25 protein-coding genes and 1 pseudogene are annotated in these 23,281 nt (G+C 62.5%); 13 read left to right on the top strand and 13 right to left on the bottom strand.

Annotated features, from left to right (window positions below; all coding sequences use genetic code 11):
- Positions 1-3 precede the first annotated feature (3 nt).
- A complete protein-coding gene (locus RAMLITH_RS22835; RefSeq protein WP_168109763.1) occupies positions 4-336 on the bottom strand; it encodes a DUF4148 domain-containing protein in 333 nt (110 codons plus the stop codon).
- 159 nt (positions 337-495) lie between these two features.
- Here RAMLITH_RS22835 and RAMLITH_RS22840 point away from each other — a divergent pair, with 159 nt between their 5' ends.
- The 3 genes from RAMLITH_RS22840 to RAMLITH_RS22850 all read left to right on the top strand — a co-directional run bounded on the left by RAMLITH_RS22840 (position 496) and on the right by RAMLITH_RS22850 (position 4,108).
- On the top strand, positions 496-1,170 hold the full coding sequence (locus tag RAMLITH_RS22840) for a heavy metal response regulator transcription factor (RefSeq protein WP_168109764.1): 675 nt from the start codon (positions 496-498) through the stop codon (positions 1,168-1,170).
- Complete coding sequence (locus tag RAMLITH_RS22845) at positions 1,167-2,624, top strand: heavy metal sensor histidine kinase (RefSeq protein ID WP_168109765.1); 1,458 nt, start codon at positions 1,167-1,169, stop codon at positions 2,622-2,624. The genes RAMLITH_RS22840 and RAMLITH_RS22845 overlap by 4 nt, the downstream gene beginning before the upstream one ends.
- A gap of 638 nt (positions 2,625-3,262) precedes the next feature.
- Positions 3,263-4,108, top strand: coding sequence for an 8-oxoguanine DNA glycosylase (locus RAMLITH_RS22850; protein WP_202883318.1), 846 nt, complete (start codon positions 3,263-3,265; stop codon positions 4,106-4,108).
- A gap of 21 nt (positions 4,109-4,129) precedes the next feature.
- Here RAMLITH_RS22850 and RAMLITH_RS22855 read toward each other — a convergent pair whose 3' ends face one another.
- The 3 genes from RAMLITH_RS22855 to RAMLITH_RS22865 form a co-directional block, all read right to left on the bottom strand.
- A complete protein-coding gene (locus RAMLITH_RS22855) occupies positions 4,130-4,789 on the bottom strand; it encodes a 7-cyano-7-deazaguanine synthase (RefSeq protein WP_337786198.1) in 660 nt (219 codons plus the stop codon).
- A complete protein-coding gene (locus RAMLITH_RS22860; protein ID WP_202883319.1) occupies positions 4,732-5,718 on the bottom strand; it encodes a PfkB family carbohydrate kinase in 987 nt (328 codons plus the stop codon). Before RAMLITH_RS22860 ends, RAMLITH_RS22855 begins: the two co-directional genes overlap by 58 nt.
- 236 nt (positions 5,719-5,954) lie before the next feature.
- Positions 5,955-6,287 (bottom strand): hypothetical protein, encoded by a 333-nt coding sequence (locus RAMLITH_RS22865; protein WP_168109768.1) that lies wholly within the window; start codon positions 6,285-6,287, stop codon positions 5,955-5,957.
- Between the two features lie 223 nt (positions 6,288-6,510).
- Between RAMLITH_RS22865 and RAMLITH_RS22870 the strand changes: the two genes are divergently transcribed.
- From RAMLITH_RS22870 to RAMLITH_RS22905, 8 genes are all read left to right on the top strand, one after another.
- Complete coding sequence (locus tag RAMLITH_RS22870; RefSeq protein ID WP_168109769.1) at positions 6,511-6,924, top strand: hypothetical protein; 414 nt, start codon at positions 6,511-6,513, stop codon at positions 6,922-6,924.
- A gap of 375 nt (positions 6,925-7,299) precedes the next feature.
- Positions 7,300-7,902 carry a DNA-binding protein gene (locus tag RAMLITH_RS22875; protein WP_168109770.1) on the top strand — a complete coding sequence of 201 codons (603 nt, stop codon included), beginning with the start codon at positions 7,300-7,302 and terminating at the stop codon, positions 7,900-7,902.
- A 356-nt stretch (positions 7,903-8,258) separates the two neighbouring features.
- A complete protein-coding gene (locus RAMLITH_RS22880; RefSeq protein WP_168109771.1) occupies positions 8,259-8,600 on the top strand; it encodes a LexA family transcriptional regulator in 342 nt (113 codons plus the stop codon).
- A gap of 132 nt (positions 8,601-8,732) precedes the next feature.
- A complete protein-coding gene (locus RAMLITH_RS22885) occupies positions 8,733-9,155 on the top strand; it encodes an HAD domain-containing protein (RefSeq protein WP_168109772.1) in 423 nt (140 codons plus the stop codon).
- 35 nt (positions 9,156-9,190) lie between these two features.
- Complete coding sequence (locus RAMLITH_RS22890) at positions 9,191-9,706, top strand: HAD domain-containing protein (protein WP_168109825.1); 516 nt, start codon at positions 9,191-9,193, stop codon at positions 9,704-9,706.
- An 80-nt stretch (positions 9,707-9,786) separates the two neighbouring features.
- Positions 9,787-10,083 carry a hypothetical protein gene (locus RAMLITH_RS22895; protein ID WP_168109773.1) on the top strand — a complete coding sequence of 99 codons (297 nt, stop codon included), beginning with the start codon at positions 9,787-9,789 and terminating at the stop codon, positions 10,081-10,083.
- A 327-nt stretch (positions 10,084-10,410) separates the two neighbouring features.
- A complete protein-coding gene (locus RAMLITH_RS22900; protein WP_168109774.1) occupies positions 10,411-10,659 on the top strand; it encodes a BPSL0761 family protein in 249 nt (82 codons plus the stop codon).
- Between the two features lie 285 nt (positions 10,660-10,944).
- Positions 10,945-12,258, top strand: coding sequence for a competence protein CoiA family protein (locus RAMLITH_RS22905; RefSeq protein ID WP_168109775.1), 1,314 nt, complete (start codon positions 10,945-10,947; stop codon positions 12,256-12,258).
- 426 nt (positions 12,259-12,684) lie between these two features.
- On the opposite strand, the gene RAMLITH_RS22910 is transcribed toward RAMLITH_RS22905, so the two are convergent.
- The 9 genes and pseudogenes from RAMLITH_RS22910 to RAMLITH_RS22945 form a co-directional block, all read right to left on the bottom strand.
- The gene (locus RAMLITH_RS22910) at positions 12,685-13,665 is read right to left on the bottom strand and encodes a cation diffusion facilitator family transporter (protein ID WP_168109776.1); all 981 of its coding nucleotides are present in this window, start codon (positions 13,663-13,665) and stop codon (positions 12,685-12,687) included.
- Positions 13,666-13,673: 8 nt separating this feature from the next.
- On the bottom strand, positions 13,674-14,051 hold the full coding sequence (locus RAMLITH_RS22915; RefSeq protein WP_168109777.1) for a hypothetical protein: 378 nt from the start codon (positions 14,049-14,051) through the stop codon (positions 13,674-13,676).
- A gap of 25 nt (positions 14,052-14,076) precedes the next feature.
- Positions 14,077-17,199 carry an efflux RND transporter permease subunit gene (locus tag RAMLITH_RS22920; protein WP_168109778.1) on the bottom strand — a complete coding sequence of 1,041 codons (3,123 nt, stop codon included), beginning with the start codon at positions 17,197-17,199 and terminating at the stop codon, positions 14,077-14,079.
- 12 nt (positions 17,200-17,211) lie between these two features.
- A complete protein-coding gene (locus tag RAMLITH_RS22925) occupies positions 17,212-18,312 on the bottom strand; it encodes an efflux RND transporter periplasmic adaptor subunit (RefSeq protein WP_168109779.1) in 1,101 nt (366 codons plus the stop codon).
- On the bottom strand, positions 18,309-18,845 hold the full coding sequence (locus RAMLITH_RS22930; protein ID WP_168109780.1) for a hypothetical protein: 537 nt from the start codon (positions 18,843-18,845) through the stop codon (positions 18,309-18,311). Before RAMLITH_RS22930 ends, RAMLITH_RS22925 begins: the two co-directional genes overlap by 4 nt.
- Positions 18,846-18,857: 12 nt before the next feature.
- Positions 18,858-19,184: a hypothetical protein gene (locus RAMLITH_RS26320; RefSeq protein ID WP_475493630.1), complete on the bottom strand. Its 327-nt coding sequence runs from the start codon at positions 19,182-19,184 to the stop codon at positions 18,858-18,860.
- 288 nt (positions 19,185-19,472) lie between these two features.
- Positions 19,473-20,096 (bottom strand): annotated as a pseudogene (locus RAMLITH_RS26325) (TolC family protein); the annotation flags it as partial.
- Between the two features lie 463 nt (positions 20,097-20,559).
- Complete coding sequence (locus RAMLITH_RS22940) at positions 20,560-21,075, bottom strand: HAD domain-containing protein (RefSeq protein WP_168109782.1); 516 nt, start codon at positions 21,073-21,075, stop codon at positions 20,560-20,562.
- A 64-nt stretch (positions 21,076-21,139) separates the two neighbouring features.
- Positions 21,140-21,997: a cation efflux transmembrane domain-containing protein gene (locus RAMLITH_RS22945; protein ID WP_420376936.1), complete on the bottom strand. Its 858-nt coding sequence runs from the start codon at positions 21,995-21,997 to the stop codon at positions 21,140-21,142.
- Between the two features lie 258 nt (positions 21,998-22,255).
- Here RAMLITH_RS22945 and cadR point away from each other — a divergent pair, with 258 nt between their 5' ends.
- Together cadR and lspA are read left to right on the top strand one after the other, a co-directional pair.
- Positions 22,256-22,705 carry a Cd(II)/Pb(II)-responsive transcriptional regulator gene (gene cadR, locus RAMLITH_RS22950; RefSeq protein WP_168109783.1) on the top strand — a complete coding sequence of 150 codons (450 nt, stop codon included), beginning with the start codon at positions 22,256-22,258 and terminating at the stop codon, positions 22,703-22,705.
- Positions 22,706-22,738: 33 nt separating this feature from the next.
- Positions 22,739-23,230: a signal peptidase II gene (gene lspA, locus RAMLITH_RS22955; protein WP_168109784.1), complete on the top strand. Its 492-nt coding sequence runs from the start codon at positions 22,739-22,741 to the stop codon at positions 23,228-23,230.
- The last annotated feature ends 51 nt before the right edge of the window (positions 23,231-23,281 follow it).

The following is a 23,281-nucleotide window of genomic DNA, read 5'->3' on the forward strand; positions in this document are numbered from 1 at the left end:
CGGCTACCAGCCGACCGGAGCGCCAACGCGCCGGGCACTCCAGCTCGGATGCTTTTGCGCTTGCAGCAGTTCGGCCTCGACCTGAGCTCGCGTCAACGGCACCCCACCTTTGACCGGCAGGGGAGCGCCTCGGCGGATGAACTCCCAGGTGCCGTCCTTCTTCGCCGCTTCCATCTCTGCGATGACTTCCGCTCGGCTCCTTCCCGCCTTGGCGTGCTCCGGATAGTTGACGTAGCCCTGCTCGGTGTTGGCCGCATGCAGGACCTGGTCCGCAAAGGCCGGGACCGACATTGCAGCCACAGGGATAAATACCACCAACATCTTCCGAACGTTCATGCTTCTCTCCTTCATTTGGGTCACCGACTCACGAGCCGGCGCTGGCGAATGCGCAGCAGAAGCGAGTATGAGAATGCGCTCCGGTCAGGAGACGAACGCTGGGATTACATGTTTGTCACCACGGACTTCAACCTGCTCTGCACTCCGTAAGCTGAAGCCATGAGAGTCTTGGTTATTGAAGACGAGCACAAGCTTGCGGCCTACCTCCAAAAAGGACTGAATGAGCAGGGGTTTGTCGTAGACATTGCACGCAACGGCATCGACGGCCGACATCTGGCAGTCGAAGGGGACTACGAGCTAATCATCTTGGACGTGATGCTGCCTGGCGTCGACGGCTACGCAGTCCTTAGTGAGATTCGCAAGGCGCGCAAGACCCCTGTTCTGATGCTCACCGCTCGAGACCGTGTCGAAGACCGAGTGCGCGGTTTGCAGGGAGGTGCCGATGACTATCTGGTGAAGCCGTTCGCTTTTTCGGAACTGCTCGCGCGTATCCGCGCCGTCTTGCGTCGAAGCGGTCCACCACAGGAGACGAACTCACTGCGTGTGGCCGACCTGGAGCTCGACTTGGTCAAGCGCAAGGCTTTTCGCGCGGGACAGCGTCTTGCCCTGACCGCCAAGGAGTTCACCCTGCTGGCGTTGCTGATGAAGCGAAGTGGCGAGATTCTGGCGCGCACAACGTTGGCCGAGCAGGTGTGGGACATGAACTTCGACAGCGATACCAACGTTGTCGAAGTCGCCGTGCGCCGACTGCGTGTGAAGATGGACGACCCGTTTCCCAAGAAGCTCCTGCACACTGTGCGCGGGATGGGCTACGTGCTGGAGGACCGCTCGTGAACACCGGCAGGCGAGCGCCTTACTCCCTCGGGATTCGCCTGACTTTGATGTTCGCTTTTCAGACCCTTCTGGGCTTCGGCATACTGAGTCTGGTCATTTACCTTGCTGCTGCGTGGAATCTCTCGCGCAAAGCAGAAGCCGAGCTGAGTCGCAAGTCAGAGTTGGTGCGTCACCTCGTTTCGGAAGCCTCTGAGAGCGGAGACACCAAGTCCATGCGCCACAAGCTCGACGAGTTTTTCGCGCGCCATGAAGGCCTGCAGGTCGACTTGTCGGGCCCCTCTGGCCAGCCCATCTACGCGAGTGCCGAACGTGTGGCGACCGGCGCGGGGCAACGTGCGGCGCAGTTCGCGCTGCCGTCAACGGGGAAGACTTCCATCACGAGTGCGAGAATCACGCTTGACCTTTCAGACGACCAGCGCTTTTTGCAGGCTCTCGCGACTCTGTTGGCGCTCAGCACGCTGCTCGGGGCATCGGCCGTTTCCCTCACCGGTTTTTGGTTAGTGCGGCGCGCACTTGAGCCGTTGCGCGCTTTGGCGGAGCGAACACGTACGATTCGCATGGACAAGCCCGGACAGCGGTTGACCTTAGAGCCTCGAGTCCAAGAGCTTCAGCCGTTTGTTCACCAGTTCAACGAACTGCTGGACCGCCTGCAATACACCTACCAGGAGCTCGAAGCTTTCAATGCAGATGTGGCTCACGAGTTGCGCACCCCGCTGGCAAGCATCATCGGTCAGACGGAGGTCGCCTTGTCAAGACAGCGCGGCGCCGACGAATTGCGTGCGACTCTTGGCTCGAATTTGGAGGAAGTCCGGCGACTGTCAGCAATCGTCAGCGACATGCTGTTTCTCGCCCGGGCGGACAGAGGCGCCGAAGCGATGACCTCCACGGAAATGTGCATTCTGCCGTTGCTGCAACAAGTAGTCGAATTCTACGAAGGCGCCTTGGCCGACCTCTCCCTGAGTGCTCGCATCGAGGGCACCGCTCGCGCCGCCATTGAGCCAGGCCTCATTCGGCGTGCGGTTTCCAATCTACTAAGCAACGCGATGCGCTATGCGGCTGCCGGAAGCGACATCCAAATTTCGGCGAGACAAGACGCCAGCTTAGTGTGGATTGAAGTGACAAACGTAGGTCATGCGGTTCCGCCGGCCGCGCTACCGCGCTTGTTCGACAGGTTCTTTCGTGGCCACCCAGCGCGCGAGGGCAGCAGCGAACACCACGGCCTTGGCTTAGCCATCGTAGCGGCTATCGCCAAGATGCACGGCGGTACGACCTGCGCCAGAAGTGACGCTGGGTTCACGACGATTGGCTTCTCGCTCGCCACAGGGCGGGCACGAGGACCGGCAGGTGTGTCGGGCGAAAACTTGCGAGTAGGGGAAGCGCCAGGGCCCAGGCCTCCGATGGCACTCGTGGCGACTAAGGGCGACGCGCCTCCGCAGCCAGACTCGAACGAATAACATGGAAAATCGTTGGGCGCCGTCTCATTAAACGGCATAGCCAGCAAATGGCGCGGTGCAGCCCCACTTTGGGTCCATCTTAGCCAGTACCGGGGGCGTGGGACAAGGAGAGAACCTCCGAGCAGCCACCCGGCGCCGGCGGTCGCAGACGAGCACACACTTGGGCAAATAGTGGCCGGGCGATGGCCGGACACGACACCGCCTTCAGTTCCTCGGAGTGTCCGGCCTCCCTTGCCGGACACAGGGTCGAACGCCGAGGCGCGGAACGGCAGGCCCTCCAGTTCGCACGACCTCGCCGTCGAGAGTGAGAGGCCGCGCCGCTTAAGGTAAACGCGTGGCCTCACCAGGTGCTGCCGAGGTGTTGGCTTTGCTGTTCTCCGCGACGAGTGCCCGCTCCTCGCGAAGCGGCTCCGACGGGAGGTGTGCCCCGCCCCCTCGCGGAGCCGACTTGAGGCAGGTCTTGGAGCATCCACCAAATCAAGCCGAATCGTCTGGGCCATGCGTCGGAATGGCGCGCGGGCTTTCTGACCGAAGGCTGCGCCGCGCGGATGCGAACCATTGCTCACGCGCCCCAACACTGAGACACTTCGGGCCTCCCTCGCTCGAAGCGCACCTAGGCCTCTGTTCTTACACTTCGCATGAAGAACGAAATTGCCCTGCGACCACAGACGGCCGCAATCCTCACGCGGAACGGCAGCATCCAGCTGCAGTTGCCGCCTCCTATTGTCGAGGTGCTGCCAGGCGTCGAGTGGGGTGCTGTGGATGCTTTTCCCACGCCGGCGTACTGGGTGTATCAAGTGCTCTTCCGCAGGCTGACTGGTCGCCCGGCCGAGTTCCGGCTAGGCCGCTCGTTGCTGGAAGAAGTAGCCGCTTGCCTGCTGGGCGGCCATGGTATGCCGGCTACCGTCTGCATGGCGGCCTTCGAGCATTTGCGTGGGAAGGGCGCGTTTTCCGGTCCGATTCCCACGCAGGCGCGCTTGGAGGCTTGGCTCAAAGAGCCGATGCTCGTGCAAGGTCGAACCGTGCACTACAGATTCGCCGCCCAAAAAGCACGGTACCTCGCTGCGGCGCTGCCACTTGCCCACGAAGCTCCTCATTTCGATTCGGGCAAGGACCTGCGCAATTGGCTCCTTCAATTGCCTGGCGTCGGGCCGAAGACGGCGGCTTTCATTGCTCGAAACTGGCTCGGCGCCGATGACGTTGCAATTCTCGACATCCATATCATGCGTGTCGGGCAAGCAATCGGCCTCTTTCCGCGCAAGATGACGGTCGAGAAGCACTACTTTGAGCTGGAGGAGTTGTTTGTCCGCCTCGCCCAGAACATTGACGTGAGGGCCTCTGAGCTCGACGCGGTCATATGGTCTGAGATGGCCTCTTCGCCGCTGACGGTAAGGCATTTGTTGGAGTACTTGTCAGAGCCACCCCGAGGCAAGCAGAGCAAGACGCCACGCCAAAAGAGTCAAACGGAACTGACATTCGTATAGCCCGCAAACGCGGACGGCCGCTTACCCAGAGCGGTATTGCGACCCCAACTCGTCGTACGTACTGAAGTGTTTGCTGCACCCGGGGCAGTCGCCGCACGCCACGTTGCCGCGGTGACAGCTATGGGACCAAGCCAGCAAGCCTGGCGGCACTCCAGTTTGTCGAATGAGTTGCGCGGTGGTGAACCTGATGGCAGGCGCCTGCACACGGAGCCCACCTTCTTGGAACGCGACAAGTCCGTCCATGCGCTGAAAGAACTCCGGCAATCCGTCCCGATGGCGGCTTCCGTCCCCCTGGACGGTTCCCAAGTACAGCATGTTGACGCCGCAGCTTACTGCGCGCATACACGCCAGGGTAACGAGTAACTGATTTCGGTAGGGCCACCACTCCGTGGTTTGGGCGACGGGATTTGCAGCGGAGCCCGACATGTCGCCGGCGCCCAGGCTACGGCAGTCAACCTGGATGACATGGTGCTCGATGCCCAGCTCCCGGCAGACCTGGGCAGCCGCCGTTTTCTCCGCTTGAGCAGCGTTTTGTCCGTAGTCAACCGTGAGCGCCACCTGTGGACGCTTCCACCAAGCAACAGCCACAGAATCCATGCCTCCGGACAGAAGCAATGCAGTTATCAAAGGGCCGCCGCCTCCCAAAGCGTCGAGTAGATGGCCGTCGCGTAGTTGGTGCACATGACGCAGCCCGAACCCTCCAGCATTGTTAGGCTCTCTTGGCCTTGGTGCCGCTCGCTGTAAACGACTACGGGCTTGTTCAATGCACGGGCATAGCCAACTTCGAACACGGTACCAGGGTCGACCCCATCCGCGATGGCGAACATCACCTGCGAGTCTCTCAAGGCTTGGAGGTCCTTTTGGGCGATGGTGCTTCTATCCCCTTTCAGCCCCACGTCGTGCAAAGGTGAAAAGACCTTCAAGCCCATGTCCTCAAGATTGATGACGGCCTGCTCGACCAGCCACTGCTGCATCAGGTCAAAAAAGGGACCGGCGAGATACACCTGTCTTGGCTCTCCGCTACGGTACGCTTCGGACACTGAAACTGGCTTCGTGCCGTGGTTTGCCAGGTGCTCCGCGGTAGGAAACCCCTGAGTCTCGCAGTAGTAGGCCGTGGCACGCGACGCAATATCTGCAGCCTCCCAAGGACGAAGACCACCCTCCATCCAGGCGTTCGCAAAATGGCCGACAAAGCAATCACCCGACCCGATTTTCCAGACACGCTTCGTTCGGTATGCAGGCACCTGTCTCTGCTCGCTAGCCGTCCAGACATACGCCCCCTGAGCGCCCATCTTGACCACGACCACTTCTGCATTCTGCTCTGCCGCCAAAGCAGGTGCACTGCGGGACGGGTGCGCGCCATGCATGCCCGCCATGTGCGCTGCCTCAAACGAGTTCATGACCAGAGCCAGACGCTCAGCCGTTGAGCCGTTTTCTGCGAAAGGACGGCCTTCCCTGATGTTCTGGGGGTCGTAGACCGCCCACTTCGCGTGAACCTTCGCATCCCCATCAAGCATGCCGAAGCGGACTGCCTTTTCTGCGCTGACTTCGAGAACGCCCCGTCCTTGCTTGGGAGCATCGTAGATTCGGGGCACTGCTAGGTCGTGCATGTAAACGAACCTAACGAGCTCATCGGTCCGGGGCCCCTTCACGCTCAAGGTTCCAAGTAGCGCTCCTCGGTCCTCGAAGGCCTCCCTGGCATCGTCAGTCAGGAACGAGTGAAGTACGACGGGTGTACCCATGGTGGCGATGGCTTCTGCCGCCCGTCCCGCGGACCCATACACCTGGTCCCAACTGGGACGTAAGCACCGCTCCCGGTAGACCCCGCCGACAACTTCAATGGCCATCAGACGTGCTCCACCCGCACGAGCACCTGACCGCTATTTACGTTGAGAACCGTGGCCTTGTATTGGTGACCGTTGTCCATGCAATCTCGGATACGACTTGCGTCGGGCCCGACCAAGCCGCCAAGTAGCTGCCCGCCTTTGGTGACCTGGACAACCCGGCGGCCGCCGGTGGTGGCAACCGACACGTCCAGAACCTCTGCGACGCGCAGACCGGGAACCAGAGCAGGGTTCGGGCTCGTTAGTTGCGCGTCGAATGAAATGTCTTCGCACTGCGGCGGAGTGTATTGCTCACGACCGCCACGGCTATAGCCACCGCCTCCTCCACCCGACATGCAGTTCTCCTGGTCGTTGTTCTACCGCGTAACCAAGCACGATTTAGGCATCACCCAGATGCTCGCGCACGATACCGCTCAAAGCGTGGGACCCACCAGTGCCCTCGCGGAGCCCCTCAGCTGCTCAGTTTAGACCCTTAAAGCAATTACTCTCCTCGGTCGAAAGAACGATTGGGGAAATCGCTATACGTAGCAGGTCACAACATGATGGAGAGGCCCCCTAATGAACAAGAAAGTTGAACCTTTGTCGCAACTAGACTCCAGCCGGGACAGCCTGCTAGGTCTTGCCCGTTGCATAGAGAACCAGATGGAACTGGTCGATTTCCGCCCCGAGTTGCACAGGCCGCCCGAGAAGCTTTCGGAACTTGCGTTTGAACCGAGTTGCATCGAAATCCACAGTGCGGAAGACCTCCTGGGTGTGGATTGCATCTTGGAGTGCCTGCTTGCCGCTGGTCTGCAAGACACTCGCGGCTTCATGTCGCTCGCCCAGAGCGCGAGGACGTACTTGATTTCCAACCCCGTTCTGCTCTGCCAGCCTTGGATAAACAGTGGCGGCACTGTGTTCGAAATGCATTGCGAGCTCACTGGCGGTTTCTTCGACAGTCCCTCGGCACCCTCAAGTGCCTTTGTGAACTAGATTCTCGAGAACATCTTCTCAAGCCGCACCCTCCAAAGGGGGCGGCTTTTTCATTGCCGAAGCAAGTTCGCGGCTGCGAATTCGAGCACTGGCTTTCTCGAAGCAGCCAGTTGTCACGTAGCGGCTGTCCGCCTATAATGAGAGCTTCGACCAGACCTCACCTTGAGTCTGTTATAGACGGCTAGAACAAGAAAGCCGCACCAAGTCCGGATAGCAATCCGACGCAACCGACCTAAGCAGGTCGCCCCCCAAGCATCTAGTACATCTCCGGCATCGCCAGGAGCGCTGCGCTATGCCCGCCATTTGGCAGCGGGCACCGCACCGTGCACGCCGGAATCTCAGCTGCTCCAGCGATTCGCTGGCACAAGGAAAGTAATGAAGAAGAACCGCAACACCGCCCAACCTGAAGTCAAGAAGCCCTGGAGTGGGCGAGTCCATGAGGAGGAATGCACCCGACCTGGCGGACTGCTGACGGGAGCGCTAGTCGCATGTGCAGCAGAGCGACAGGAGACCCTTAACGAAATGGCGGCTCACGTGGGTGTGGGCTACGGTTACATCAACCAATTGCGCAGTGGCCTGCGCAACGTGAGCTCCATCAGCGATAAGTTTTCGCAGGATTGCGCAACCTATCTCGGCATCTCCCGCCTGCAAGTGCTGATGCTTGCAGGCCGGATTTCGCCGTCAGACTTTTATGACTCTGCGAGCAGCTATAAGGAGGAGGTCGCCCGAGCCCTGAACTTTATTTGCGAGGACCCGCAGTGGGGGCATCTCATTACGGGCGAACTGCGCAGTTCCCACTCGGACACCCAGTACGCGGTCGTCAAGCTGTACGAAGCTGCTACGGGCAGCACGTTGGTCCGGGGACACGCCAATAGCAAGAACGTTGTTGAAGACTTGGCGTCTTTTGCCCGTGAAGTCACCATGTCCGCGCCAATGAGCGCTGCGATGCCAGCAGCGTGGCTCAATCTGTGTGCGTGACGCAGGTCCGAACGAAGCGTGTGCGTGGGTATGCAAAGACTGAACGCTTCGGCACGACGGAGCTCGCGTCGAACTGATGGAGCGGGGCACCACGGCGGCCCGCATGTGCGCCTTTGCCATGGGCTCAGGCTTCGCGCGGCGGGGTCCGAGTCCGTGGCCTACGGGACCTATCAGCCGTGGTGTGGTCACGCTGCGTAGGGACTGCAACCCAGGACAGCGGTGCTTGTGGTCAGCTGGAGCCAGCATCGTTGACCGGCACTTCTGCAAGGATTGCGCAGCGGCCATTGAGAAAACGATGCGAGCTATTCGCTTGCCTGATTGAAGTGCAAGGGTGTTCCCGCATTTGCCTTGCGGGCGTGGCTGGTTATCCATACAGTTACCGCAACCAACAAGCATTCATCGCGGAAAACACGGTGGCCCACATCTACATCCAGCACTTGCAGAAGCTGCGCACTGACGGGAAGCGCCATCACGCCTTCCCGTCGATGCCCGAACTGTGCGAGGTGGCGGGCCTGCCGTCCACCGCCTCTGTCTGCGACCTGCCCTCCCGTTTGAAGGAGGCCGGCCACGTCGAGCGGGTGGTGGGCCGCCTCGCCCAGACCAAGCGGTTCTTCGCCCGTCCGCTGGTGGGTCAGGTCCGCACCGGCCTGCCGCAGCCTGCGTCCGACGACCGCACGTACCGGAGGTGCCCCGCCTGACCACCTCCACGCCAACCCCACGGCTTTAAGGCCATCCACTTCTCGCGGACGACGGCTCACGAGAGCCGCGGACCAGCTTTGCCTGAATCTTTCGATTGCAGCCTGGACACGCCAGGCGCAAGGGAGCGTCGCATGCGCGTACTGTTTCTGGACTTTGACGGAGTTTTGACCAAGGTAGCCGCCGAGGGCGAGCGTGTGGTCCTCTTCGAGTGGCTGCCCCTCTTGGCCGCGCTGTTGGTCCCCTGGCCGGATGTCCGCATCGTGGTCCACAGCACATGGCGCTACGACCACACGGACGAAGAGCTGCGCAAGCTGCTCGGGCCTCTCGCCGCCAGGTTTATCGGCGCGGTGCCGCGCGGTCCGCGGGCGGAGGCTATCCGCTGGTTTCTCTACTCGAATGCAGCAATCACGGACTACTTGGTAGTCGACGATTCATGCGCGGAGTTCCCGGAGGACTTCTCGGGCCCACTCGTCGTGTGCGACCCGCTCTTCGGCATCTCTGATGCGCGTGTGCGCGCGGCTATAGCGGCGTGGCTGGCAGGGGGCACGAGGTGAGGCCGCCGAAGGGCCGTGGCGAGCCCGTGCTCTACATGGACGTGGACGGCGTTCTTCATCACGAGAACTGCCTGTGGCACCCTCGGCGCGGAGCGTACCTGCACGCGCCCGAACGCTACGTCCTGTTCCAGCACGCAGCGCTGCTCGAGGAGTTGCTCGCTCCGCACCCGCAAGTGCGGATTGTGCTCAGCACCTCCTGGGTTCGACGATATGGCTGCGCAGGTACGGCAAAGCGGCTGACTGGGGGCCTGCGTGCACGCGTCATTGGGGCCACGTACCACTCCAGCATGTCTAGAGACGGATTCGCCCTTCTCCCGCGAGGACAGCAGGTGACCGACGACGTTCTACGCCGGCGGCCGGGCAGTTGGCTTGCCCTCGACGATGACCCGGAGGGCTGGCCGGACTGGGCCGCACCCCATTTCCTGCAGACGGACCCGTACGAGGGAATTAGCCCGCCGCACTTGCAGGACGAACTGCGCCGGCGGCTCGCGCTCTTAGCCAACCTGCTGCCTCCGTCCGAGCTCCCCCCTGCCAATACTCCCAGGAAGTGACCATGACTGTTTGGACTATTGCTCCAGTTGAACTCCGCCCTAATGTGACCCTCGAGTCGTGGGCGGTATTCGAAGTACCCTTGAACGGCCTGGAAAGGCCGTGGACGCGCCACTTGGCTGGCTATTCGCTCGAAGATGGTCAAGGGCAGGTCTGTTCACCCGTCGAATCCTTCGACCCTGCCACCGCGCAGTGTGTCACCCGCAGCGGTCGGGTCTACCGGCTGCGGGGTCGTCCCGGCCTTGGCCAAGACGCAGAGTACGTGTGGCGCCGGTGGAAGCGCATCGCCAGCATCACCGAGGAGCGGGACGTGACGCAGGAAGTCTTCGCCGCTATTTCGGCAGCGAAGGTGGAAGGTCGTCATGGCGTGGCGGATTGAGCCCATCCCGCAGGCGCCGACCAAGACGTTGGACGCCTGGAGCGTGTACGAGGTCCCCTTCGACGGGGTCACTGCTCCATGGACACGGCACTTGGTAGGTTTCCGCCTGGAGGGCTGCAGTGGGCAGGTTTCGTCCCCGGTGGTCGCCTTCGACCCCGTTACTAGGCGGGCACTGACGCGCAGCGGTCAGGTTTATGAGCTGCGCGTAGGTCCCGGGTTCAACACAGACGCGTTCGTCGCGTGGAGCACATGGGTCTACGCCAACCGCATCCAGCATGCCGTGGACGTGACAGACGAAGTGGAAGCCCTTCTTCGGAGCTACGAGCAATGACCGTCCCTTCCGAGCGCACGCGCGCGCTGCTTTACACCTACGAGCTGCTCAGGCGCCTCCAGGACCCACTGGAGACGCCAAGGGTTCCCCGTTGGCTGCGCGGGCACGCCAAGGAGCTGCTGCGGCACTACCCGGACCACTCCAGCATCCAGCTCGCGCACAAAGCCTTGCCGCATCTGTTTGGCCCGATACCGGGATACGGAGAACGGAGCAGCCCGGGCGACCTGCAGGACTCCAATGACTAGAGGCGCATGCCCTTTAGGACGAGTACCGAACCGTTCTGGAAAGTCCGGGGACAATGCACGAATCCTGAGCTCCTGGAGGCGAGCCGAAGTGACGAGAGCCGGTGCAGGGCACGTCGCTGCAAAGCTCCATTCGACCTTGGCCAATACGACAGACTTCGCCAAACTCGCATGCCCGGCAGCGGAAGCCTCGATGTTTACCGTTGGCGCATCCGAACTGCCGCAATTCGCTCTCGACCACCCGCCACGCTCCGTCTGCGGCGTGTGGGCTACTGGACGCTGAAACCGATGGCTGCGAGCTTCTCGTACGGTCGGCTCGACGGGCGCATGGTGCACGTCAGGGACCTGGAGCCGTCCACCCGCCGCGGGCTGCAGTGCGGCTGCGTGTGTCCCGAATGCGGCCGTCAGCTGCAAGCCCACATGGGCAGCCAGAAAGCTTGGCACTTCCAGCACCACGTCGAAGACGCGAACTGCAATCCGCAGCCGATGACGCTGCTTCATGCCTTCGTGCGCGACGAACTGGCCAAACGCGGCGACCTCGTCGTGCCCCAGGTGCAGGCGTTCATCCATCTTGATGCGGACGGCAAGCGCCTGGCCAAGACAGTGGCGCTGCCCGAGCGGAGCTTCCGGTACACGGCCGCTCGAACCGAGGCGCGCACGGGCAGCATCCAGCCGGACGTGTCGTTCGTCACTGATGCCGGCACCGCCGTAGCGCTCGAGGTCAGGTACACGCACGCGGTAGATGACCATAAGCAGACGACGCTGCGCGGCAGATTCGCGTGGGCAGCCGAGTTCAACGTGTCCGACCTGCCGCCTGACGGGGTCAGCGTGGCGCAACTAGAGACGCTGCTTACGCAGCCGGACCGGTGGAAGTGGCTGGCTAACCCGTTCCTGAGTCAAGCGGAGCGGCTCGAGCTGGCACGGTACCGGTGGAGGAACACCTTGTGGCGCGCCGGCGCTGACATTCGCGCGGTTCCGAATGCCCGCCACGCGCCCCAGAAGCTGAAGACGGCGCAGCAGCACCTCGAGTGGGCTAAAGGTGCATTGCACGAGCTTCGTGGCTGGGTGGTCCATGAAGAGGACGCTGCGGACTGGCTGGGCGAGCGCAACAGGTTCGAGCGAGTCGCCGTCGCCTGTGCAGCCCTGCGAATCAACCCTATCTCTCTTCCAGACTTCCTGACCCAACGGCCAGCGCCCTCAGCTCCTGAACACGTGTTCCGCGCCAGCCCGCACCGATGGCAGCCTCTTGTGTTCAGCAAGTTCTGCATCGGCCGGAGGGCGTTTTCCGCCCACGACGCAGCGAGGTGGTGCCGCCGCGCGGTGCCAGAGCTTTGCTCTGCGGACGATGGGTCGCGTTGCGCCAACGGGTTCTCCTGGACGGCGGCCGCGTTGCACGTGTACTTCCTGCAGCTGGAAGCCCAGGGGCTCCTGCAGGGGGCCGCGAACGTGCCACGGGAGGAGCGCACCTTCACGCCGAAGTTTGTATCCGTCCGCGAGCTGCACGCACATCTCTCAGCCCAGAAAATCAGGGAGGCGCCACCCACCTTGGAGCAGCGCCTTTCCGCTTTAAGGCGCGCTCACGGGTCCAAGGCTCGTTTCTGAGGCAGGTCGGCGAGCGCTTCGCGCTTAACGGAGTCTCTCACCGGCAGCAGCAACCGGCTGTGTGGAGCAGTCGTCCACCTTGACGTACACGGCTTGGCCGGCCGCCAGCGCGTGGCCGGGCTCCACGGGTACGGCCCAGTGCCGCGTTCGCGAAACCTGCCTGTACTTGACCACCGCAAAGCTGGTAGTAGCCAGTTGCTCTGCGCCTGCATTGCGCACGCAGGTGTAGAAGCGTGGCCGCTCCAATTCCGCAGCATTCTGGACAGATACAACTTCAGCCTTCCGCCAGCCCTCGCTCCAGGCGTATTTGTCTTCGTACCGAGGGCTCGCGCATCCGGCCAGGGCGACAAGCGCCATCACAGCAGCGAGATACGCAGGAGTTCGAACAACTTTCATAACGCTTCCTTCGGTTCGGGTAAAGGTGGGTCAGTGCTTGTGGCCAGAACGGTCGTGAACGCCGGGGCTCTCGCGGCCTTCGGCCGGCTCGACTTCCGTAAAGTGGTGCTCTTCGTCGGTCTGGTGGCAGGGCTCCAGTTCGCACTGCACGGTGATGTGCGTGATGGCGAACTGGTCTGCGAGGCGCCGGCGAATCTCCGGGAGAACTCGCCTCTCTGCGTCAACGGCGGGGTCGTTCACTACGTGCACGGTCAGACTCACCTTTCCGCTGGTGAGTGCCCAGACGTGCAGGTCATGGATGCTGCTGACGCCTTGGACTGTGAGCAGCGCTTCCCTGACCTTGGCTAGGTCAATGCCTTCCGGAACTCCCTCGAGGAGGATGTTCAGGCTGGCGCGCAACAGAGACCACGTCCGGGGGAGAACCCACAAGGCGATGAGCACCGCGACCGCCGAATCGACCCACTGCCACCCCGTGAACTTGATGACCAAGGCACCAATGACAACGCCCAGGGAGCCCAGCATGTCGCTCCAGGCCTCCAGATAAGCGCCCTTCATGTTCAGGTTCGCGTCCTTGCCGCTGGCCAGCATGCGCATGCTGACCAGGTTCACGGCCATCCCAATCAGCGCAACCACCAGCATCCCGGTGGACTCCACTTCCGGAGGTGCCTTCAGGCGCAGGTATGCCTCGATGCCGATGTAGACCGCCACGCCGAACAGAAGCATGGCGTTGAAGGCCGCTGCCAGAATTTCGAAGCGGTGATACCCAAAGGTGCGCTTCGCGTCGGCAGCCCTCTTGCCCATCCGAACGGCCGCCAAGGCAATTGCCAAGGCTGCCGTGTCGGTGAACATATGGGCCGCATCGGAGATGAGCGCCAGGCTCTGGGTGAGGACGCCGGCCACCACCTCGACGAGCAGGAATGTCGTGGTCAAGGCCAGCGCAATCATCAGCGAGCGCTCGTTCGGGCCCGCCATGTGGCTGTGACCGTGCGTATGGTCGTGCCCGGCGCCCATCGTCGCGCTTACTTGATTTCGAAGCGAGCGGTGCCGACAGACTTGCCGCCGTTCGACACCACGGCGACCACCTTGGTACCTGCGGCGACCTTGAAGCTGCCCTTGGCCTCCAACTTGTCGTTACCGGCAGGAGCGAGCGTCACCTCCTGCTTCTCCTTGCCGGCGAGGAGCGTCACCTTGGCGCTCGCCTTGGAATGGTCCATCTTCTTGCCGTGGTCGCTCAGATACAGCTGGATGACATCGGGCTTGGCGACGAGCTCGTAGTCGACCTCCTTGCCATGACTGACGATGCCGCCGTTCATAGGTTTGTGGTCGTCCTTTTGCGCCAATGCGGCGCCGCCACAGAGGGCCAGGGCTACGGTGAAGACGATTGCGGTCTTTCTCATGAATGCTCCTTTTGCAGTTAACAGTTCAAAGTGCTTCCGCGTCCTTGTCACCCATCAGGCGCTCGGCGTCTTCGCGGCCAAACAACCAGAACATGACAGGTGTCAAGAACGTGTCCAGCAGAGTCGAGCTGATGAGGCCCGAGAAGATGACAACGGCGACGGGGTGCAGCACTTCGGTGCCGGGTTGCTCCGCCTCGAACAGGAGGGGCGCCAACGCGAACGCGGTCACGAGTGCGGTCATCAGCACGGGCGCGAGCCGCTCCAGCGACCCTCGAACAATCATCTTGTGGTCGAAGTTCTCGCCTTCGAAGCGCATCAAGTTGATGTAGTGGCTGACTTTCAGAATGCCGTTGCGCACCGAGATTCCCGCCAGGGTGATGAAGCCCACCAGCGCTGCCACGGAGAGCGGTTGCCCCGAAAACCATAAGCCCACTACCGCACCAACGAGAGCGAGCGGGATGTTCGCCATGATGAGAAGCGACAGCTTCGCGGACTGGTAGCGGGTGTAGAGCACCACGAACATCAGCGTGAGGGACACAAGCGACAGCAGCCCCACCAAGCGTGAGGCCTGCTCCTGCGCTTCGAACTGACCGCCCAGGGTGATGAAGTAGCCCTCAGGTAGCTTCGTCTGGGCGACGACCTGGCGCATGTCCGCCACGATGTCCGACAGCGCGCGGCCCTGCGCGTTTGCGGAGAGCACGATGCGGCGCTTGCCATCATCTCGGCTGATTTGGTTCGGGCCGTCGCTCTCCTCGATGGTGGCAATCTTGGAAAGCGGTATCCGGCCGTTGGGCGTCTCAATGAGAATTTGCCCCAGCCCGTGTGCCGAGCGCGCCGTCTCCGGCAACTTCACCACGAGCGCGAATCGGCGTCCCCCTTCGACGATTTGGGTGACCCTCTCCCCTTCCACCAGGTTGCCGAGCGTGCGCAGCACTTGAGGCGCCGGCACGCCGTACTGAGCTGCCGCGGCGTAATCCAGCGTGACCTTGATTTGCGGCGCAAGAACCTGCTTTTCAATCTCGAGGTCGGCCACACCGGGAACTGCCGCGAGCTTGCCCCGCAGCGCGTCAGCCTGCGCTCGCAGCACGTCCAGGTCCTCGCCGAAAATCTTGATGGCGATTTGCGACCGAACGCCTGAAAGCATGTGGTCAATCCGGTGTGAGATGGGTTGCCCGATGGAGACGGCGGCCGGCATGTTGACCAGCCGTGAGCGGATGTCCGCGCTGATTTCCCCGATAGAGCGCTCCAGCTCGTGGGTAGGTTTAAGTCCCACGTCCAGCTCACTCACGTGCACCCCCTCGGCGTGCTCGTCCAACTCTGCCCGTCCGCTACGCCTTCCTACGTGCGTCACCTCAGGGACCTGCTTCACCAGGACCTCTGCTTGGCGAGCCAACGCTGCCGTCTCAGACAGCGTCACGCCCGGGTTCAGCCGCATTCCTATAAGCAACGTACCTTCGTTGAAGGGCGGCAGGAACGTCTTGGCGAAGAACGGAACCGCGACCATGGCCAGTGCGACGGCAACCGCGCCTGCTACGAGCGGCAGCTTCGGCCGAGTCAGTACCTTCTGCAGGTTGGTGGCATAGCGAGCCTTCAGCCACGCCAGCACCTTCGTGTCGCCGTGGTCAAGCGACTTCATCCTCGGAAGCAGGTAATACGAGAGCACCGGCGTCACCGTGACCGACACAACCAGGCTGGCCAGCGTCGAGACAATGAAGGCGATTCCCAGAGGGACGAACAGCCGCCCCTCCATGCCTGGTAGCGCGAACAGCGGCACGAAGACCAGCACGATGATGACCGTCGCGTACAGGATGGCCGACCGCACCTCCATCGTCGCCTTCGCCACCAGTTCCACTGGATTGAGGCGGTGGTCCGGGTGCTTAGAGCGGTCCTCCTTCAGCCGGCGCAACACGTTCTCCACACCAACCACCGCGTCGTCCACCAGGCCACCGATGGCAATGGCCAAGCCGCCCAGGGTCATGGTGTTGATTGACAGCCCAAAGTACTTGAACACCAGGGCCGTCATCAGAATCGAAACTGGGATGGCCGTCAGCGCAATGACGGTCGGGCGCAGCGTTCCCAAGAAGAAGAACAGGATGGCTGCGACGAATACGGAAGCTCCAATCAGCTTCATCTGCAGGTTGCTGATGGACGCTTCGATAAAGCTTGCTTGCCGGAAGGTGACCCGTGGCGCCTCCATGCCACGAGGCAACGACGCTTTCATCCCTGTGAGCGCTTCCTCGACCGCCAAGGTGAGTCCAACCGTGTCGGCGGTCGGCTGCTTTTGGATGCCCAGAATAATTGCCGGCTTGCCTTCGAAACCTGCGTCACCCCGTTTGATGGCCGGCGCAAACGCCACGTCTGCAATCTGACGCAGAAGAATCGGCTGCCCAGTCTTGGTCGCAGTCAGCGCCAGATTTCGGAGGTCGTCCAGTCGCGAGGTCCTGCCCAGGTGCCGAATGAGAAACTCGCGCCCACTGAGCTCAAGGAAGCCCCCAGACGTGTTCGATGCGAACCCCTTGAGGGCAGCTTCGAGCTGCTCGTGGGTGATGCCAAGTTCCGACATGCGGGTCGTGTTCGGCTGCACCTGGAACTGTCGCACCTCTCCGCCAATCGGGATGACCTGAGCCACGCCTGGAATGGCCATGAGCCGCGGCCGAAGGGTCCAATCGGCGTACTCACGCACATCCATCAGGGACACCTTGGCCGTGTCAACCGGGATGGCGATTTGCATGATTTCACCCATGATGGAGCTGATGGGCCCCATGCGAGGAATCACGCCTTCGGGCATGCCCTCCTCCATCGAGGAGAGCCGTTCCGACACCATCTGGCGGGCCCGAAAGATTTCCGTGTCCCAGCTGAAAGTGACATAGAGGAAGGACAGGCCAGCCGAAGACGTGGAACGCACTGTCTCCACCCCCGGCAACCCATTCATCGTGGTCTCCAGCGGAAACGTGATGAGCTGCTCGACTTCCTCCGCCGCCATGCCACCTGCCTCGGTCATGATGGTCACGGTGGGTTTGTTCAGGTCCGGGAACACATCCACCGGTGTCTGTGCGAGTGTCCAGGCGCCATAGGCCATGACCACGGCACTAGCAATGAGTACCAACAGCCGGTTCGACAGGCTGTTGGCCAGGAGCCACTTGAACATTCGGTGGCCCTCTCAGCGAACCTGATTGATGAGGGTTGCGCCCTGTGTCGCAACACGGTCCCCCACCTTCAAGCCATTTGTGACAGCGACATTCACGCCATCCAGGGGCTCCACTGTCACAACGCGCGGCTCGAACTTCTCTGGCGCCGTCTTGACCCAGACGATGCTCTGGTTGGAAGCGTTCCTCATCACCGCAGACGACGGCAGCGGGAAGCCGCGTACGAACGCTCGGGTGTGGACGAACACCTTCACCGGCTGGCCAACTGCCAGTCGGGATAGGGCAGCGCCCTGCGCGCGGAAGTTCAGTGGCAGCGCTTGGTCACGCATGCTGCGAGCCGCACCACTGAATCGCAACGGCACCGTTTCGTTGCCCACTGCCATCGACGCGTTACCGATGTTGGCGGGCAGCTCCGGGTCATAGGTGGTCGCCTCGATTCCCAGCCTTGTGGGGTCGACGATTTCGAACACGAGCTCGCGGGCGTCGACCACCTGGCCGAGGGCGACGTTCGACGCTGCGATGACCCCCGTCAAAGGGGCGACCAGTGCCTCGCGGGCGCCCAGACCACCCGAAACGGCGGTGGCACGGCCTGCCAGGCTGGCCACTTCTGACTCCGCGGCCTCAATTTCCTTGCGCGGGACGGTGTCGCTCAACTCTCGCAACCTGGCCAGTCGCTTGGCTGCCAGCGTCTGCGCGGCGCGAAGCTCCGCGAGCTGGGCTGCCTGGTTTGAGCGCTCCAACGGCGCGGCAGACGCCACCACGTAGGCGAGCACCTGTCCCTTGCGCACGGACTGGCCAAGCGACGGCAAGCCACCGCCCTGCGCCTCAATGCGACCAGCGATGGTGGACTGCACCTTGCCTCCGGCGTTGGGGTCCATGACGACGCGTCCAGCGAGTTCGACGGTTTTCCCGAGCTCGCCGGCCTTCGCCACCGTCGTGCGCACGGACAGCTGGTGCTGTGCCGGCTTTGGCAGGAATACGCTGCCATCAGGTAGGCGCTGCGGGCCGTTGCCATTGGCTGGCGCTGCAGCTTCGCCGTGGTTGTGACCTTCGCCAGCCCAAGAAACGGACGTGAATCCCAGGAGGACAGCGAGAAGAAGTGTGCGCGCGTTCATGCTGAGCCTCCCAGCGCCCTGCGCGACGCGCGCTTGCGCGCGATGACCGTTGCAACTCCGAGGCCCAGGAGCGCGGCAGCGGCCCATCCCGCATACCGCAACCCGCCGGCGGCATCGCCTTCAGCGTGCTCTTCCTCATGAATGTCGATTTCGCCGGCCAAGATATCGGTCTCGCCTTTGACCTCAAGGGAGACTGTGACGGGCGTCACGCCCGGCTTGAGCTCCTCTGGCAGAGTCGCTTCGTACTCGCCGGGCGCATGCACGCTGACGGGCAACTTCTTGCCGCCGACCTCGAGCTCCAACTTTGCCTCTGGCACGGGACTGTTGTCCTCGAACCGGTCAAGGTAGATGGCCAACTGCTTTCCGTTGACCACGCCGACGAGTTCGAAAGCCTCTGAGACTGCGGAAAATCGCGGCAACGCAGCGCCCGTTGCTGCGGCCGGAGCATCGTGGTCGTGTCCGTGTTCATCAGCGGCCCATGCTGGGCCTGCAAGGGACACCCACAGTGCAAGGGTGAAGAGAATTGGTTTCATCGTTGTTCTGATTCATTCGGGCAGCAGGCCCAGGGCTTGGCGCAGCTGCGACACGGCAGCTGCTGCTTCAACTCGGCTCCGCGCCAGCGCGCGCTGGGCCTCGGCGGCCTCCAGCTCGACTCGCAGGCGTGTAGGCAGGTCGGACTCACCTAGACGGAAGGACTTGTCGTAGAAGCCGCGCGTCTCAGCAGCGAGGCGGGCGCGGCGCTCAGCCGCTTGCACCTGCGCTTGGGACGCTTGGAGACGTGCGCGCGCTGATTCGGCTTCGCTGGTGACGCGGTTCTGCTCCACATCGGCGATAGCCTCCGCTTCAAGCGCCTCCGCTTGCGCCGTGGTCACACGGGCGTCTTGGCGAGGTCCGCCCCCGAAAGGGACTCGGATTCCCACAATGAGCGACTGCACCGAAGGCTCCCCGGCACCCCCCGTTTCTCGAGATGCCCCAACCGTCAGTTCGGGGTTCGCGCTGCGCTGGGTGCTCGTGAGCTCCATCGTGCGTCGCGCCACGAGCGCCCTGCTCTTGGCCTCGGCAACGACTGGGTGCTCCGGGGTGGCAGAGGATGCCGGCGTGGGCTCCGGTACCGCCGGTGCGCCCGGAGCCGGCGCAGCGAGAACGATGCCGCGAAGCGTGCCCTCGGCACTAGCTCTCGCGGAGTCGGCTTCGGCAACCGCTGCTTCCGCTTGGGCAACCGCGGAGTCAGCCTGATGCTGGTCCGCACGCGCCAGGTCGCCTGCCTGAACTCGCCGAGTAACGTCAGCCGCAAGCTGGCGCGCGCTGGACACCCGGTCTCGGGCGGCGGCAAGTTCGACCTCCGACCGCTTCAGTGTCCACCAAGCGTCCCTGACGGTCCCCGCCAGCTTCAGCTGAGCGGCACGCACGCGGAGGTCCACAGCCGCGAGCTGGGCATCTGCCAAGCTCGCTGCGCGTGTCCGCTCCCCCGGAAGCCACAGAGGAAAGGTGAGGGCAGCCTCGTATTCCCGCCCGCCGGAGCCCGACCGCCCGGTCTTGCCCTGTAGCTCCAACGCTGCGGGCTCTGCAGTCAGCCGCTGGGTCGCTGCCCGTCCCGCCTCGGCAGCCGCCCGCCGGGCAGCCGCTGCCCGAGCATCGGGCTGGCGCTCCCAAGCGACGTCAAATATGTCCCGCAGTGTCCTCGCGAGTGGCCCGTTCACAGGCTGCGCCACGACTGCAGGGGAGACGCACGCCGCGGCAGCTGCAATGAGCCATGCCGCGGTGGTGCTCCTGAATACAAGCATCCGATTCTCCAAAAGTATTCATGGGGAATCGGCAAGGCACGCGAGCGGCGCAGCTGCGCCGAGCGTCAGTGAAGGGGTGCCAAACCCGCCCCGCCGTCAGGCGAGGCGTGCCCAATTGGGGCGGTCCGGGGGAAAGACAGGCGGCTTCGGCAGGCTCTTACCCAAAGCCGGGAGTGTGGCGCGGCTTTCACCTGGACGGGAGGCCAGCACGGGTGCTGCAACCGCTCCGCCCACTCCGTGACACACGTGGCAATCGGTATGGATAGCGCCCGGGCCGTCGGAGCCGCTCAGGTCTTGTTCAGGTCCCTGGTGCTCGTGCGTATGGTGTCCAATGTGCATGCTCGCAGGGCTCTCCTCATGCGCGCAGTACGGCGCCGCCGCGGCCCAGAGGGCCTGTAGCGGGAGCAGCACGAGCAGGAGAATGGCGAACCAGCGGCGCATCGGCGAGGATTGTAGTCGGTCGTCAGCGGGCGGGCGTACCGGCGGAGATGACCAGCAGCTTCGAATGCAAAGCACCTTGCACGGCCACAGGGCCAATCCCATCCTGCGGGCTTGTGCGAACCACATGTTGAAGGAGCTGTTCCGGCCAGCCTTGAACGTCGGAATCAAGCGCCGCCCAAGCGGACGGCTTGCGTTCCTGCACATCAAACAAGATGCGTTCCGCCGGGAGAAGCTTGGGGAGGGGCGGCCGCGATGTCAGCAGCTCCAACGTGGTGCCGATAACACGTCGCTGCAAAGCTTGTGGCAAGTGAGCAAGTGCCGCATTGACGCCGAGCATTTCAACCCAAGAGGAGTTCAGCACTAGCCGCACGGCAGGATACTCCCCGAGAATGACCTGCAGCAGGCGTGCATGTTCAAAGAGGCTATGCCCTTCGGCCTCCAAGTACGGGCCGCTGACGCCCCAGTGGCAGGACTTCGGATGCAAGCTGCCGTCGAAGTCAAGGTATAGAAGCGGCTGTGAGTGGCCACGCGGTTTCATTGTGCGAGCTCCTGCTGCATTGGACGGGCGTACTTGTCGCCGGACGAAACGGTACAGGACAACTCTACCGAAGCTTGAGAATTCGTCGAGCGCCGCCGAGGACGACAAGCGCGATGACCGTTCCGATGACCAAGTCAGGAACCTGAGAACCTGTCCAGGCGACAAGCACTCCGGCCACGATAACGCCGATATTGGCGAGGACGTCGTTGGTGGAGAAGATGTAGCTGGCCTTCATGTGCGCGCCGCCATCCTTCTTGGGTGTCAGCAGGACAAGGCAGGCTACGTTTGCGAGGAGGGCCAGCAAACCGACTCCCATCATGAACGCAGATGCGGGCTCGCTACCGACCACGGCGCGGCGCACCACCTCAGCCATGGCGCCGAGCGCGAGCAGGACCTGGAGCCAGCCGGCCAAGTGGGCAGCCTTGACCTTCAGGGAAGCCGCGCGTCCGACGGCGAACAGGGCAAGCCCATAGACGGCTGCGTCAGCGAACATGTCCAAAGAGTCGGCGATGAGCCCGGTGGACTGGGCAAACAGCCCAAGTGCCATCTCTATGACGAACATTGCGCCGTTGATTGCCAGCAAAAGCTTCAGGGTGCGAGCCTCTGCCTGGTCGTCAATACCCGCAGCAAGGACGGGCTCTTCGGCAGCGAGTTCCGAGTACACGAGAGAAGCTCCAAGGTCGAGCGTCCCAAGGCGCTCCAGGAACCGGTCTGGCTCCCCCGTGTGCAAGACCGTGAGTTCCCGCTTTGGCAGGTCGAACGTGAGGGCGCTCACCCCTTTCTCGCCGGCCAAGGCCATCCGAATCAGGTTTTCCTCAGACGAGCAGTCCATCTTCGGCACTGAAAAGTGACTCTTCTTCAGGTCCTCAGCGGCAGACGCTGGCTCGGTGCCTTTGAGGGTTGCGCCAAGGTTCAGAGACACTAGGGCAGCGAGCACTTCGCCTGCCGGTCTGGTGTGCAGTACCTTGAGCTCACGAGCTGGCAAATCGAAGGCGAGTGTCTGGATGCCCTCCTTCCCGCGCAAAGCCATGCTCACGATGTTCTCCTCGGAGGGACAGTCCATTTTGGGGAGCGAAAACGTGCTCTGCAGCAAAGTCCCGGTCATTCCTCGTTCCGGTTGGTTTCCACCACTGCATTGGAAAGCCTCTAGCCACTACAGAGTCAAGGCTAAGATGCGCCTATGAAGATTGGCGAGCTTGCGGCGGCATCGGACACTGGAGTAGAGACCATCCGCTACTACGAGCGCGAGGGACTGCTGCCAGAGCCCGCACGGACGGAATCGAACTACCGAACATACGGCCAAGAGCACTTGGCCAGGCTGCAGTTCATCCGGTACTGCCGTGGGCTCGACATGTCGCTTGACGAGGTGCGAGTGCTACTGCGCTTCAAGGATTCACCGCACGAGAACTGCGGGGACGTTAACACGGTGCTCGACGAGCACATTGGTCATGTGAGTCGTCGTATCAAGGAGCTGCGTGCCTTGGAGAAAGAGCTCAGGGGCCTACGCGCACAATGCGGTGAGGCCCGCGAAGCTCAAGAGTGCGGCATTCTCGAAGGGCTTTCCAAGGCGTCGAACAGGCCAAAGAAGGGGCGAGGCCAACACTTGAAGGGCGTACACGGGCCCACTTGACTCTCCAGCAACTTCAGGCTGTTCAATTGGACGATGAGCTCCACGCCTCGCCTGACGCACTGGCATCTCCTCGCATTGCTTGTCCTCGCTTCCGACCAGGCCATCAAGAGCTTGGTCGACCTGAACACCCCAGTGGGTTGGACCTACCCCGTGACAGGCTCTTTCAACCTAGTCCATGTTCTCAATCCGGGGGCGGCATTCAGCTTTCTTGCAGACGCGGGCGGGTGGCAACGCTGGTTCTTCCTGACCGTCGCTGTCGCAGCGTCGGCTTGGCTAACGTGGATGCTTTCAAAGCCGAGGGATTGGACGGAGGCACTTGCCTTCAGCCTCATCTTGGGCGGTGCCATGGGTAATGCTTTGGACCGGGCCCTGCGTGGGGAGGTCATCGACTACCTCGATTTTCACCTTGCAGGTTGGCACTGGCCCGCGTTCAATCTCGCAGACGTTGCGATACTGACAGGTGCCGTCCTGACGGTGGTCGCTTCCGTTCTGCCGCACCGTACTGCCGCTGAATCAGCTCAGTAGGCGATTGACTCTGTAGCTGCTCGAGGGTTTCCAATGTCTGCATTGAGAGGA

The sequence above is a fragment of the Ramlibacter lithotrophicus genome (genome assembly GCF_012184415.1).
In the GTDB taxonomy this organism is placed as follows: domain Bacteria; phylum Pseudomonadota; class Gammaproteobacteria; order Burkholderiales; family Burkholderiaceae_C; genus Ramlibacter; species Ramlibacter lithotrophicus.

Bases quoted from the DNA above. Each gene is read 5' to 3' on its own strand.
- RAMLITH_RS22910 (WP_168109776.1), bottom strand. From the start codon at position 13,665: ATGGGCGCCGGGCACGACCATACGCACGGTCACAGCCACATGGCGGGC.
- cadR (WP_168109783.1), top strand. From the start codon at position 22,256: ATGAAGATTGGCGAGCTTGCGGCGGCATCGGACACTGGAGTAGAGACC.
- RAMLITH_RS22890 (WP_168109825.1), top strand. From the start codon at position 9,191: ATGGACGTGGACGGCGTTCTTCATCACGAGAACTGCCTGTGGCACCCT.
- RAMLITH_RS22925 (WP_168109779.1), bottom strand. From the start codon at position 18,312: ATGAACGCGCGCACACTTCTTCTCGCTGTCCTCCTGGGATTCACGTCC.
- RAMLITH_RS22885 (WP_168109772.1), top strand. From the start codon at position 8,733: ATGCGCGTACTGTTTCTGGACTTTGACGGAGTTTTGACCAAGGTAGCC.
- RAMLITH_RS22920 (WP_168109778.1), bottom strand. From the start codon at position 17,199: ATGTTCAAGTGGCTCCTGGCCAACAGCCTGTCGAACCGGCTGTTGGTA.
- RAMLITH_RS22940 (WP_168109782.1), bottom strand. From the start codon at position 21,075: ATGAAACCGCGTGGCCACTCACAGCCGCTTCTATACCTTGACTTCGAC.
- RAMLITH_RS22915 (WP_168109777.1), bottom strand. From the start codon at position 14,051: ATGAGAAAGACCGCAATCGTCTTCACCGTAGCCCTGGCCCTCTGTGGC.
- RAMLITH_RS22865 (WP_168109768.1), bottom strand. From the start codon at position 6,287: ATGTCGGGTGGAGGAGGCGGTGGCTATAGCCGTGGCGGTCGTGAGCAA.
- RAMLITH_RS22905 (WP_168109775.1), top strand. From the start codon at position 10,945: ATGGCTGCGAGCTTCTCGTACGGTCGGCTCGACGGGCGCATGGTGCAC.
- RAMLITH_RS22875 (WP_168109770.1), top strand. From the start codon at position 7,300: ATGAAGAAGAACCGCAACACCGCCCAACCTGAAGTCAAGAAGCCCTGG.
- RAMLITH_RS22930 (WP_168109780.1), bottom strand. From the start codon at position 18,845: ATGAAACCAATTCTCTTCACCCTTGCACTGTGGGTGTCCCTTGCAGGC.
- RAMLITH_RS22840 (WP_168109764.1), top strand. From the start codon at position 496: ATGAGAGTCTTGGTTATTGAAGACGAGCACAAGCTTGCGGCCTACCTC.
- RAMLITH_RS22860 (WP_202883319.1), bottom strand. From the start codon at position 5,718: ATGCACGACCTAGCAGTGCCCCGAATCTACGATGCTCCCAAGCAAGGA.
- lspA (WP_168109784.1), top strand. From the start codon at position 22,739: ATGAGCTCCACGCCTCGCCTGACGCACTGGCATCTCCTCGCATTGCTT.
- RAMLITH_RS22850 (WP_202883318.1), top strand. From the start codon at position 3,263: ATGAAGAACGAAATTGCCCTGCGACCACAGACGGCCGCAATCCTCACG.
- RAMLITH_RS22900 (WP_168109774.1), top strand. From the start codon at position 10,411: ATGACCGTCCCTTCCGAGCGCACGCGCGCGCTGCTTTACACCTACGAG.
- RAMLITH_RS22835 (WP_168109763.1), bottom strand. From the start codon at position 336: ATGAACGTTCGGAAGATGTTGGTGGTATTTATCCCTGTGGCTGCAATG.
- RAMLITH_RS22870 (WP_168109769.1), top strand. From the start codon at position 6,511: ATGAACAAGAAAGTTGAACCTTTGTCGCAACTAGACTCCAGCCGGGAC.